Genomic DNA, 12,052 nt, shown 5'->3' with positions numbered 1-12,052 from the left:
GCCTGCCGCGCCCCGGGGTGCTGACACGCCGCAGCCACGCGCGTGCGTAAATCCAGTGAATAAGCTTGCATCCTGGGACTTACGACCAAACCTCGCCGTAAGATACACCGTTCACGAATCTGCTATAGCGCCGCGAGCACAAGGCAGAATAGGAAAGGCCGAGTAGCTTTACCAGCGTTGTACAACCATCCTTCCGCGCATCTACGGCTCAGGTTGGTAGCAAGCTTGCCCGCTGACCTTAGCTACTGTATTTGCGTAGAGGGATTCCACCCCAGATTGACATTTTATGACAGATTCCCGGCTTGAGCACGACTTTCTTGGCGAACGAGCCATTCCCAACGAGGCGTATTACGGCATCCAGACGCTGCGGGCGCTGGAAAATTTTGACATTACGGGCATTCCGCTGCGCACCGAGCCGCTATTTGTGCAGGCCCTGGCCTACGTGAAAAAGGCCGCCGCCCTGGCCAACCGCGAGCTGGGTGTTCTGGACCCGAATATTGCCGAGCATATTGCCCTGGCCTGCGACAAAGTAGCTAGCGGCCAGTACGACGACCAGTTTCTGACCGACATGATTCAGGGCGGGGCCGGGACTTCGGTCAACATGAATGCCAACGAGGTAATTGCCAACGTGGCCCTGGAGCTGATGGGCCACGCGAAAGGCGACTACCAATATTGCCACCCCAACAACCATGTCAACTGCTCGCAAAGCACCAACGACGCCTATCCCACGGCCTTTCGCATTGCGCTTAGCAACAAGCTGGTGGGCTACGCCCAAACGCTGGGCGAGCTGGCCGATGCCTTTGCCGCCAAGGGCGTGGAGTTTCGGAACGTGCTCAAAATGGGCCGCACCCAGCTTCAGGATGCCGTGCCCATGAGCATGGGCGACGAGTTCAAGGCCTTTGCCACCAACCTGCGCGAAGAGCTGCTGCGCATCGAGGACTCGCGCCGCCTCATCAGCGAAATCAATATGGGCGCTACCGCCATCGGCACGCGCGTGAATGCTCCGGCCGGCTACGCCGAGCTGGTCACTGAGCACCTGCGCACCATCACGGCCCTCGACCTGAGCCTGGCCGGCGACCTGATTGAGGCCACTTACGATACGGGCGCGTATGTGCAGCTTTCGGGGGTGCTGAAGCGCACGGCCGTGAAGCTCTCCAAAATCTGCAACGACTTGCGCCTGCTGTCGTCGGGGCCGCGCACGGGTATCAACGAAATCAACTTGCCGCCGCTGCAGCCGGGTTCCAGCATCATGCCCGGTAAGGTGAACCCCGTGGTGCCCGAGGTAGTCAACCAAACGGCGTTCTACGTCATCGGGGCCGACCTGACGGTGACCATGGCCGCCGAGGCCGGGCAGCTCCAGCTCAACGTGATGGAGCCGGTGATTTCCTTCGCCCTGTTCACCTCCATTTCCTACATGACCCGCGCCTGCCGCACGCTGCGCGAGAAATGCGTGGTGGGCATCACGGCCAACGTGCAGCACGCCGAAAACCTAGTGCGCAACAGCATCGGTATCGTAACGCAGCTGAACCCGGTGCTGGGCTACGAGGCCAGCGCCGAAATTGCCAAAGAAGCCCTGCTCACCGGCAAGTCGGTGCATACCATTGCCGTGACGGAGCGGCAATTGCTTCCCCAGGCCAAGTGGGACGAGATTTTTACTTTCGAAAACCTGATTCGCCCCCACTTCATTCAATAGTAGCCGGTAAGCAGTAGTCCTGCCAACGGTAACGGGCCGTCTGGGTGAACCAAGCGGCCCGTTACCGTCGTCAGGACTAGAGCGAATAAAAAGTGCCGTCGTTATTCGCATTACCAAGCAGGCAAATCAGTACTGCGCGCCGCGCCGCTGTTGCTCGCGCAGCCAGTTGATGCACTCGCCTTCGTCGCCGAAAAAGGCAATACCGAAGGGCTGATTGTCATAGGCGCTGGGCGGCAAAAATCCGGGACCGGTCATGATGGTTAGCAGCAGGGCGGGGCTGGTCAGGTAGGCTACTGCGAGCCGGCCGCCCAGCAGTTGGCTCATGTCGGGGAAGAATTCGGTGAGTAGCCAGCGGGTAATTTCCGGATCGTTGAACTCCCGCCGTCGGATATCCTGCAGCCAGAAGCGGCAACCCGTACTCAGCGCCTGCTGCTTCATGTCTTGGTAGATATCCGGGAGCAGCCCAACGGCCGGCTGGTAGCCCCAGCGGCCTACCAGCATATTCAGGTCGGCGCGGTACGTGGTGGCGAGGGCGGCAGGAAGGTCGGCGGCAGAACGCATACGTTGAATTGAGCCTGCAAAATACGCACTGCCAGTCTGGTATTGGCGCACGTGCTGGCTTATACCTTCGCGGGGTAACGCACGGGCGAAAGTTGGTGCGGCGGCCTGCTGAGTAGGAAAGTAGAACGACTGGTAGTGCCCAAGGCCAATCCTGTAGCCTTTTTCGCCAAAAGCCATTGGCACGGCCTTAGCTGGCTGGGCCGTCGCGGGCGTCATTCTGGAGAATGATGGTCTTGGAAACGAAGGCGTCTAGCCTCTCCGGCGGAATTCCGTTGGATGGCTGCTGCCTCTGTCCTATCGGCTGCTGTGGCCACGCGGCATTGCACAAAAAAAGGTGCTCCGCATCATGCGGAGCACCTTTTTTGCATTTAACAGGCAACGGGTATCTACCAGATTTTGGCCCGCTGGTTGGCGGCGCGTACCATCTTGGCATCTTCCTTACAGCCGAAAGCCTCGTAGAACTGGGGCATGTTCATCAGCGGGCCATTGGTGCGGTACTGAGCCGGCGAGTGAGAGTCGGTGAGCACCTGCTGCCGTAGGTATTCGGGCCGGGCGTTGGTACGCCAGATCTGGGCCCACGACAGGAAAAAGCGCTGTTGAGGCGTGAATCCGTCGTAGTTAGGCCGGGGGTTGGCGCCATACTTCTTCTCGAGCTGCTTCTCCAAGGCTGAGTAGGCCAGCGCCAAGCCACCGAAGTCGGCCAGGTTTTCGCCCATCGTGAGCTTGCCGTTCACGAACACCGAATCCAGGGGCGAGAAAGCGCTGTACTGGGCCCCGACCATGTCGGCGCGCTGGGTGAATTTATCGGCGTCTTCTTTGGTCCACCAGTCGCGCAGGTTGCCCTCCGCATCCGACTGCCGGCCCCGGTCGTCGAAGCCGTGGGTGATTTCGTGGCCGATAACGGCGCCCATGCCGCCGTAGTTTACCGCGTCGTCGGCCTTGGGGTCGAAGAACGGCGGCTGCATAATGCCGGCCGGAAATACGATTTCGTTCAACGAGGAATTGTAGTAGGCATTCACCGTGGGCGGCGTCATGCCCCACTCGCCCCGGTCAATTGGCTTGCCGTACTTCTGAATATTGTCCTTGTATTCCCACAGGCGGGCATTCACCACGTTTTGCAGGTACGACTCCCGCGAAATGGTCAGGGCCGAATAGTCCTTCCACTTGTCAGGGTAGCCGATTTTCACCGTAAAGGCATTGAGCTTTTTCAGGGCTTCCGTCTTGGTCACCTCACTCATCCAGTCGAGCTGCTGAATATGCTCGGCCATTGCCACCTTGATGTTGCCGACCATTTCCAGCGCCTTCTGCTTGGTTTCGGGCGTGAAAGCCTTATCGACGTAGAGCTGGCCGAAGGCCTCGCCCAGCGTGCCGTCGGTCGAGCGCAGCATGCGCTTCCAGCGGGGCTGCTGCTGCTTAGCACCGGTCAGCACCTGGTTGAAGCGGAACGACTCGTTCACGTAGTCCTGGGGCAGGGCCGAGGCCATCGAGTTCACGACGTGCCACCGCAGGTAGGTTTTCCAGTCGGTGAGAGGTTCGGCTTTCAGGGCGGCGCTGGCTTCTTTCAGGAAGTCGGGCTGACCCACGATTACCTCTTTGGCACTGCTCAAGCCCAGCTGCTGCAGCATGCCCGTCACGCCCAGGTTCGGAAACTGCTTGTTGGCTTCCGCTACCGTCATCTTGTTGTAGTTGGCGTAGGGGTCGCGCAGGGCCACGCGGTCCTTCGAGGCCTTGGCCAGCCGCGTTTCCAGGCGCATCACCGTGTTGGCGTTCTTGGTAGCCGTGGCCTCCGCATCGCCCAGCTCCCTGAACATGTTGGTCAGATACGCCATGTAGGCCGTCCGAATCTGCTTGGAGCGGGCGTCTTCCTTCAGGTAGTAGTCACGGTCGGGCAGCGAAAGGCCTCCCTGCGACATATACACGGCATATTCGGTGCTTTTCTTGCGGTCCTGGCCGACGCCCACACCCAGCACGGAGCGCGTACTGAGCATCTGCTGGCGGGCCAGCGACGCTTGCAGACCTTTCAAATCTTTGATGCCGGCAATGCGGTCCAGCTCGGGCTTAAGGTATTTCAGCCCGGCCTTTTCAATAGCCGACGAGTCCATGGCCGACGCGTAGAAGTCGCCCACTTTCTGCAGGTTGGTGCCCTTGGCCGCCGTACGATTCGCGGCCGACTCATCCAGGATCTGCCGCATCACGGTTTCGTTCTGGTTGATGAGCGTGTTCCAGGAGCTCCAGCGCGACTCGGCGGCCGGAATGGGGTTGTTTTTGAGCCAGGTGCCCGAGGCATACTGGAAGAAATTGTCGCAGGCTGCCACCGACTTGTCGATGTTGGACACATCCAGGCCCACGCCCTTTACCATGGGCTGCTCGGCCGAGGTGGCCGGCGTAGCCACGGCAGCGGTAGCGGCGACCGGGGTAGCCGTGGTGGCGGTGCTGCTGGCCGCGCAGCCCGCTAGCGTGAGGCCGGCAGCGGCCCCAACGGCTAGCAAGAGTTGGTTTTTGTTGGTCATTACACGTTGAAAATAGAAGGGTGGGAACGAAGAAGCGGCGACAGGCACCTTTTTTGAAGATGTGGCCTGCTGCCGTAAAGATGAGACGTTTTACAACGGCGCTTCCTACCAGATTTTGGCCCGGTCGCTCGTGGCGCGCACCATTTTCTGGCCTTCCTGACAGCCAAAGGCGTCATAGAACTGGGGCATGTTCATCAGCGGGCCAATAGTGCGGTATTGGCCCGGCGAGTGGGGGTCGGTGAGAATCTGCTGGCGCAGGGCTTCGGGCCGGATATTCTGGCGGCGCAGCTGGGCCCACGACAGGAAGAAGCGCTGCTCGGGCGTGAAGCCGTCAATCAGTGGCAGTGGGTTGGTGCCGTACTGCTTCTGCAGCTGCTTTTGCAAGGCGGCGTGCACGATGGTCAGCCCGGCGAAGTCGGCCAGGTTTTCGCCCATGGTGAGCTTGCCGTTCACGAACACCGAATCCAGGGGCGAAAAGGCGCTGTATTGGCGGCCGACCACGGCGGCGCGCTTCGTGAATTCTTCCCCGTCGGCTTTGGTCCACCAGTCGCGCAGGTTGCCCTGGGAGTCATACTGCCGGCCCTGGTCGTCGAAGCCGTGGGTCATTTCGTGGCCCATCACCCCGCCGATGGCTCCGTAGTTGACGGCATCGTCGGCGTTGGGGTCAAAAAACGGGGGCTGCAGGTAGCCGGCCGGAAACACGATTTCGTTCATCGGCGGGCTGTAATACGCATTGATCGTGGAAGGCGTCATGCCCCACTCAGTACGGTCAATGGGGCCACCGAATTTCTTAGTGTTCTCCCGATAATTCCACTGCCGGGCGGCCAGCACGTTCTGCAGATACGATTTGCGCGAAATGATCAGGGCCGAGTAGTCTTTCCACTTGTCGGGGTAGCCGATTTTCACCCGTAGCGCATTAAGCTTTTTCAGGGCTTCCGCTTTGGTGGGCTCACTCATCCAAGTGTTGGTCTGAATGTGCTCGGCCATGGAAACCCGGATGTTGGCAACCATTTCCAGGGCCTTTTGCTTGGCCGCCGGCGAAAAAGCCTTGTCGACGTAGAGTTGGCCGAAGGCCTCGCCCAGCGTGGCATCGGTAGCCGCCAGCATGCGTTTCCAGCGCACCGCCTGTTGCTTGGTACCGCTCTGCACCTGCTGAAACCGGAAGGTCTCGTCGCTGTAGGCTTTGGGCAAAGCCGCCGCCACGGAGCTGACCAACTGCCAGGTCAGGTAGGTTTTGATATCGGCCAAGGGCTCCTCTTTCAGCACCGCGCTGACTTCCTTAAAGAAAGCCGGCTGCCCCACGATGATATCCTGGGCGGCCCCGAGCTTATTCTGGGCCAGAAAAACCGGCAGTCCGATGTTCGGAAACTGCTGGCTGGCTTCGGCCACCGTCATCTTGTTGTAGCTGGCATACGGGTCGCGCAGCTCCACGCGGGTTTTGCTGGCCTGCGCCAGGCGCGTTTCCAGGCGCACTACGGCGGCGGCTTTCTGCGCGGCGGCCGGCTCCGGGTCGCCCATGAGCTTGAAGGTGCTGGTCAGATACGCTACATAAGCCGTGCGCACCTGCTTAGAGCGGGCGTCATCTTTGAGGTAATAGTCGCGGTCGGGCATGCCCAGGCCGCCCTGGCTGAAGTTGACGGCGTATTGCGTGCTGTTCTTGCGGTCGGGCGAGACGCCGGCCCGGAAAAAAGCTCCGGTGCCCAGCGTCTGCTGGCGAGCCAGCTCCACTTGCAGGCTTTTGAGGGTATTCACGGCATTGATGCGGGCCAGCTCGGGCTGCAGGTAGGTCAGCCCGGCCTTGTCCAGTGCCAGCGAATCCATGCCCGAGGCGTAGAAGTCGCCCACTTTCTGCGCGTTGCTGCCTTTGGTAGCGGTGGTATTGGCAGCAGCTTCTTCCAGAATCTGCCTGAGCAGTGCCTGCGTCCGGTCGCCGAGCAGGTTGCGCGGCCCCCAGCTGGAGGCGTAGCCCGGAATCGGGTTGTTTTTCAGCCAGTTGCCGCCCGAAAACTGGAAGAAATCCTCGCACGGCGACACTGCCCGGTTCAGATCCGCTACATCGATGCCAACCCCTTTCGTGGTAGCAGGCGTAGCAGGCGTAGCGGCGGTGGTAGCGGTGGTAGCGGTAGCTGTGCTGGCAGTGGCGGCTGGTGCCGTAGTGGTGCTGGCTTGCGGGGCCTGGGTGCTGGTCGCGCAGCCTGTCAGCGTCAGGCCAACCAGCGCCGTGCAGACGTGGAGAGTAGTTTGTTTGGTCATGCAGGCAACACACAGGTGAGAAAGATCTTGTAAAGACCAGCTTCGGTTGCTTAGGCTGCATTTGCCCCGCCTATCTTCGTGCCGGCTACCTTTTTGACGTGCCTTTTATCTGACTCGGTTCCATGAAAATCATCGATAAAGTTGCCTGGCTGCACTTACACGAGGGCAAGCTGCTCAGCACCCGCAGTCGGGGCAAAGACCGCTACTACATTCCCGGCGGCAAGCGCGAACCGGGCGAAACAGACGCTCAAACGCTGATTCGGGAAATTCGGGAGGAGCTGACGGTAGAGCTGGACCCCGCCAGCCTCACCTACATCGACACGTTTGAAGCACAGGCCCACGGCCATGCCACAGGTATTCTGGTCCGGATGATCTGCTACGCCGCCCGCCATACCGGCACCGTGCAGCCCGCCGCCGAAATCGAGGAAGTTGCCTGGCTCACCTACCGCGACCGGCCGCGCGTGTCGCCCGTCGACCAGCTGATTTTCGATCAGCTACACGCCGCCGGCCAGCTGGCCGAGTAGCTGTACCGTACCAGTGAAGGCAGGATGATTGATTGCTAAACTCGCTTCGTACTTAGGGGCGGGGTTTGGCCCGGGCGTACTGATTGGGCCAGGCGACATCGACGCCCAACTCCTGGGCCGCGTGTAGCGGAAAGTTGGGGTCGCGCAGCATTTCGCGGGCCAGCAGCACCAGGTCGGCCTGGCCGCTGGCGACGATGGCCTCGGCTTCGGTAGCAGTCGTAATCATGCCCACGGCTCCGGTCAGCAGCCCGGTTTCCCGCTTGATCTTTTCGGCAAAACGCACCTGGTAGCCGGGGCCGACCGGAATGGCAGCGGTAGGCACGTTGCCGCCCGTAGAGCAGTCAATCACATCCACGCCCAGCTCCTGCAGAATAATAGCCAGAGCCACCGAGTCTTCCGCCGTCCAGCCGCCCTCGGTCCAGTCGGTGGCCGAGATGCGCACGAACAAGGGGAGCTGCGCCGGCCAAGCGGCGCGCGTGGTTTCTACCACCTGCCGCAGCAGCCGAATCCGGTTTTCAAAGGAGCCGCCGAACGCATCGGTGCGGGTGTTGCTCAGGGGCGACAGAAACGCGTGCAGCAGGTAGCCGTGGGCCGCGTGCACTTCCAGCACCTGAAAGCCTGCCGCCACGGCCCGCAGCGTAGCCGCCCGAAAATCGGCCACGACCTGGTCGATGCCGGCTTGGGTGAGGGCCGTAGGAGTGGGCTGGCCGGCATGAAACGGCACGGCGCTGGGCGCGACGGTTTGCCAGCCGCCGCCGGTGGCCGGCACTACGTGGCTACCGTTCCAGGGGCTGGTGGTGCTGGCTTTGCGACCCGCGTGCGCCAACTGTATGCCCGGCACCGCGCCTTGCGCCGTCAGGAAAGCCGTGATGCGCTGCAGCCCCGGCACGTGCTCGTCTTTCCAGATGCCGAGGTCGTCGGGGGTGATGCGGCCTTCGGGCGACACGGCTGCCGCCTCCGTAATAATGAGGCCCGCGCCCCCGACGGCGCGGCTGCCCAGGTGCATCAGGTGCCAGTCGTTGGCCATGCCGTCGGTGCTGCTGTACATGCACATGGGCGACACGACAATTCGATTCTTAAGGGTGATGCCGCGAATGGTGAGTGACGTAAACAAGCTGGACATAGGGCGCAGAAAAAGTAGACGGACGAGGTAAGCAGGCTAAACTGTAGTTGGGAAGCGCCGGTTTTCCAGCTGCTCGGGCACAGTAGCCGCGCAAGATCCGAAAACCATCAACCAGTCAGGCTTCAACTGCGCGGACGCTAGCGCTTTTGAACAGCTTACTTGCCAAAATAGAGGGTACAGACACCGGCTAGCTGACTCACTCGACAATGATGCCGTATTTGCCTACCAGCCCCAGCAGGCCCGGCAGCGTGAACCGGGCGTTAGTTAGCGTGTTGCCATCGGGGTCGATGCTGAACTGCGAGGCCGTGGTGAAGTCGGCGGCGGTGAGCTGGGTGCTGCGAAACACGGCTCCCTGCAGGGTGCAGTCCTGAAACGCGGCCTCCGTGAGGTCGGCACTGGTGAAGTCGGCGTCGGTCAAGGAGCAGCTCACGAAGCGGGTGCCGCGCATTTTCTTGCCGAAGAAAGAGGCGTAATGCAGCTGACAGCCCTCGAAGCGCACCTCAAAAAGAAAGTCGCGGCAGGCGGCAAACTGCACACCCGAGAGCTTGCAATCGGTGAAGCCCACATTTTGCATGCCGGCTCCCGCCAAGGTGGCCGAGGCCAGATTGCAGCGTTCAAACAGGCAGTCGCTAAACCGTAGCGCGCCCAGGGCGGCCCCGGAAAAGTCGCAGCCGATAAAGTGACACTGTTCGAACTCAGTATCGGGATGCGCTGCTAAGGTGGCAGCATCCCAGCGCTCAAACCGGTTTTCGGCTGGAAATATGGGCGGTTTGCGCGGCGGCTTGGCACGGGGTTTCATAGGATGCAGAAAAAAGAGGATAAGCTGATGGCTGATTTTCATTAAAACGCTGCCCTGCAACTCAAACCGCTCATTGCTGCTGCGGTAGAGTGCCAGGCTGCGTTGAAAAGCCTAAAATAGTCATCAACCGGTCCTGCTTCGGCAAGCGGACGCCAGCTGAGGCAGGACCGGTTGAAGATTTTCAGACACTACACTTGTTCCTGAATTAGAAGTGACATAAAAAAGGACGTCATGCTGAGCCTGTCGAAGCATCTCTCCCGCTTCGTTCGCATGGTTGAGAGTACTGTTGCGGTAGAGATGCTTCGACAGGCTCAGCATGACGTCCTTTTTTCGTTTCGCTTTATTCAGGAACAAGTCTACTACCTATAGTGGTTTTACGAACGGAGTACGTGCCTACGAAGTGCGTGCTGCTATCCGTCAAGACGCCGTTCGTCAACCTTCTTTAACGAACCGCTCGTCCATGAAAGCCGTGCCTTTAGAGTAAGCGTCGTGGGCCCGAGCCTGTAGGCGCTGCTGTCGTCGGGAGTAGGATTCAGGATCATAGTTATATTATGCAAGATGTTCTAAATTTGGTGTTTTTCCGGTGCTATATCACTGAAGGCTGTAGTTCAGAGTTATACAAGAATATTTGCTTCAAAAATCACAATTTATTCTTTCTAACAGCGTACCATTTCTTCGGAATAATACAATAAACTTGTAATTCAGTCGGAAGACTGAGCCAGCCGAAAAAAGGCGGCTTAGCCTCTACCTTGCCAAGTTGGATTTGTGAAGAAATTACTGGCCCTGTTGCTGGGGCTGCTGGCCTTTCCGACGCTAGCTCAAACCGGAGCTTCTACCCCGCAACTCGCGCACTGCGACGCGGCCATCGAGCAGTTTATGCAGCGCTGGAAAATACCCGGGGCCTCGGTGGCCATCAGCCGCCACGGCAAGCTGGTGTACTGTCGCGCCTTCGGCTACGCCGATCTGGCCCGCACCGTGCCCCTGCGGCCCTCGCACCTGCTGCGGGTTGCCAGCGTTTCGAAGCCCGTGACGGCCACGGCCATCATGAAGCTGGTCGAGGACGGGCGGCTGCGTCTGGACCACAAGGCCTTTGGCCCCAACGGCTATTTGCAGTCGGCTTACTACACCAGTGCCATCACCGACGAGCGTATATACGACATCACGGTGCAGCAGCTGCTGGAACACAGCGCCGGCTGGAACCGCAACGCCGGCACCGACGGCTTCCCCGGCTCCGACCCCATCGACTTTCCCCGGCACGTAGCCGATGTGCTGAGTGCTCCCAACCCGGTCGGCGACTCTACCATGGTGCGCTTTCTGCTCACCAAAGGGCTCGATTTTAAGCCCGGCGCGCGGTTTGTGTATTCCAATGTGGGCTATCTGGTGCTGGGTAAAATTCTGGAACAGGTAACCCGCCAGCCCTACGAGGGGTGGGTGCGGCAGCATATTCTGGCGCCGGCCGGCATTCAGGAGGCGCACCTGGGCCACACGCTGCTGGCCGACAAGGCCGAGCGGGAAGCCGAATACTTCAGCAAAGACCAGCGCGCCGCCTGCTATGGCACCGGCAAAGACGTACCGGCGGCCTACGGCAGCTGGAACCTGGAAGCCATGAACGCCCACGGCGGCTGGCTGTTTTCGGCCCGCGACCTGGTGCGCTTCCTGCTGGCCACCGATGGCGTGGCCTCCCGCCCCGATGTGCTGGCCCCGGCTACTATCGAGCAGATGCTGGAGCCTTCGCAAAACAACCGCCACTACGCCAAGGGCTGGATGGTGAGCAAAAACAAGGTGAGCTGGCACACCGGAAGTCTCGATGGCACGGCTAGCTGCGTGGCCCAAACCACGGATGGCTACACGTGGGCCATTCTGCTGAACGGCCGCGCCGCGCCCAACCGCTTCTGGAACGACCTAGAAAAGCTGGGCTGGGAATGTATCGATGGCACGACGCAGTGGCCCGCCCAGGATTTCTTTCCGCCCGACCAGAACGCCAAAAATCTGCGTGGCAGCGCCGCGCAGCCTACCACCGCCACTCTGCACTGGACCCGCGGCAACGGTACGCGGCGCCTGGTGCTGCTGAAGGAGGGCGGCCCCGTGGACGCGCTGCCCCAGGACGGCACCAGCTACGCGGCCGATGCCGCGTACGGGCACGGCTCGACACTGGGTAAAGGCACCTTTGTAGTAGCCGCCGGCTCCGATAGTACCGTTGCGCTCCGTAATCTGGCTCCCAATAAAACCTATTACGGTCGTGTGGTGGAGTATTTTCAGAACGATGCTACCGGGCAGCAGACGATGTACGCGCTGGACGGCAACCCCACCTGGCAGTTTCATACCCCGGCCGCGCCCTCGCTGCTGACGAAGCTAAGCCGGCCGACTACCAAGAAAGCGTTGGCCACGGCCACTAGGCACAAAGTCAAACCACTGCCCGTAACGAAGGCTCCTATCAAAAAGCTGGCTCCGACTTCGGGTGTTAAGAAAGCTATTGTGGCTCCCGCTGCTGCCTCCGAATCGTATCTGGACAAGCTGCGCTCAAAAGGCCGGGAGCTGCTGAAGTGGTTTGCCAAGGCGTAAGCAGAACGCGCGCTGTGCGTTGCCCGG

The 12,052-nt window shown here is 60.5% G+C and carries 8 protein-coding genes; 3 read left to right on the top strand and 5 right to left on the bottom strand.

Translation table 11 applies throughout. The annotated features are described in order from the left end of the window. Nucleotides 1-286: 286 nt before the first annotated feature. Complete coding sequence (gene aspA / locus E5J99_RS16920) at nt 287-1,693, top strand: aspartate ammonia-lyase (RefSeq protein WP_135498999.1); 1,407 nt, start codon at nt 287-289, stop codon at nt 1,691-1,693. Nucleotides 1,694-1,819: 126 nt separating this feature from the next. Here aspA and E5J99_RS16915 read toward each other — a convergent pair whose 3' ends face one another. The 3 genes from E5J99_RS16915 to E5J99_RS16905 all read right to left on the bottom strand — a co-directional run bounded on the left by E5J99_RS16915 (nt 1,820) and on the right by E5J99_RS16905 (nt 7,017). After that, nucleotides 1,820-2,254, bottom strand: coding sequence for a hypothetical protein (locus E5J99_RS16915; protein WP_135498998.1), 435 nt, complete (start codon nt 2,252-2,254; stop codon nt 1,820-1,822). Nucleotides 2,255-2,640: 386 nt separating this feature from the next. Beyond that, nucleotides 2,641-4,764, bottom strand: a complete 2,124-nt coding sequence (locus E5J99_RS16910; protein ID WP_135498997.1) for a M13 family metallopeptidase — start codon at nt 4,762-4,764, stop codon at nt 2,641-2,643. 105 nt (nt 4,765-4,869) lie between these two features. Next, a complete protein-coding gene (locus E5J99_RS16905) occupies nt 4,870-7,017 on the bottom strand; it encodes a M13 family metallopeptidase (RefSeq protein WP_135498996.1) in 2,148 nt (715 codons plus the stop codon). Nucleotides 7,018-7,139: 122 nt separating this feature from the next. Between E5J99_RS16905 and E5J99_RS16900 the strand changes: the two genes are divergently transcribed. Further along, nucleotides 7,140-7,541, top strand: a complete 402-nt coding sequence (locus tag E5J99_RS16900; protein ID WP_135498995.1) for an NUDIX hydrolase — start codon at nt 7,140-7,142, stop codon at nt 7,539-7,541. Between the two features lie 52 nt (nt 7,542-7,593). On the opposite strand, the gene E5J99_RS16895 is transcribed toward E5J99_RS16900, so the two are convergent. Together E5J99_RS16895 and E5J99_RS16890 are read right to left on the bottom strand one after the other, a co-directional pair. After that, nucleotides 7,594-8,664, bottom strand: a complete 1,071-nt coding sequence (locus E5J99_RS16895; protein ID WP_135498994.1) for an NADH:flavin oxidoreductase/NADH oxidase — start codon at nt 8,662-8,664, stop codon at nt 7,594-7,596. Between the two features lie 196 nt (nt 8,665-8,860). Further along, nucleotides 8,861-9,463 (bottom strand): pentapeptide repeat-containing protein, encoded by a 603-nt coding sequence (locus E5J99_RS16890; RefSeq protein WP_167852190.1) that lies wholly within the window; start codon nt 9,461-9,463, stop codon nt 8,861-8,863. Between the two features lie 765 nt (nt 9,464-10,228). Here E5J99_RS16890 and E5J99_RS16885 point away from each other — a divergent pair. Beyond that, entirely contained in the window at nt 10,229-12,025 is a 1,797-nt protein-coding gene (locus E5J99_RS16885) for a serine hydrolase domain-containing protein (RefSeq protein WP_135498992.1), read from the top strand. The last annotated feature ends 27 nt before the right edge of the window (nt 12,026-12,052 follow it).

Origin of the sequence: Hymenobacter elongatus, from assembly GCF_004745955.1 — a bacterium.
In the GTDB taxonomy this organism is placed as follows: Bacteria; Bacteroidota; Bacteroidia; order Cytophagales; family Hymenobacteraceae; genus Hymenobacter; species Hymenobacter elongatus.
The sequence above is the reverse complement of the archived record's forward strand: the minus strand, read 5'-3'. Positions and strand labels throughout refer to the sequence as shown.

Coding starts and splice junctions, on each gene's coding strand:
- E5J99_RS16915 (WP_135498998.1), bottom strand. CDS start 2,254: ATGCGTTCTGCCGCCGACCTTCCTGCCGCCCTCGCCACCACGTACCGC.
- E5J99_RS16910 (WP_135498997.1), bottom strand. CDS start 4,764: ATGACCAACAAAAACCAACTCTTGCTAGCCGTTGGGGCCGCTGCCGGC.
- E5J99_RS16895 (WP_135498994.1), bottom strand. CDS start 8,664: ATGTCCAGCTTGTTTACGTCACTCACCATTCGCGGCATCACCCTTAAG.
- E5J99_RS16905 (WP_135498996.1), bottom strand. CDS start 7,017: ATGACCAAACAAACTACTCTCCACGTCTGCACGGCGCTGGTTGGCCTG.
- E5J99_RS16890 (WP_167852190.1), bottom strand. CDS start 9,463: ATGAAACCCCGTGCCAAGCCGCCGCGCAAACCGCCCATATTTCCAGCC.
- E5J99_RS16900 (WP_135498995.1), top strand. CDS start 7,140: ATGAAAATCATCGATAAAGTTGCCTGGCTGCACTTACACGAGGGCAAG.
- aspA (WP_135498999.1), top strand. CDS start 287: ATGACAGATTCCCGGCTTGAGCACGACTTTCTTGGCGAACGAGCCATT.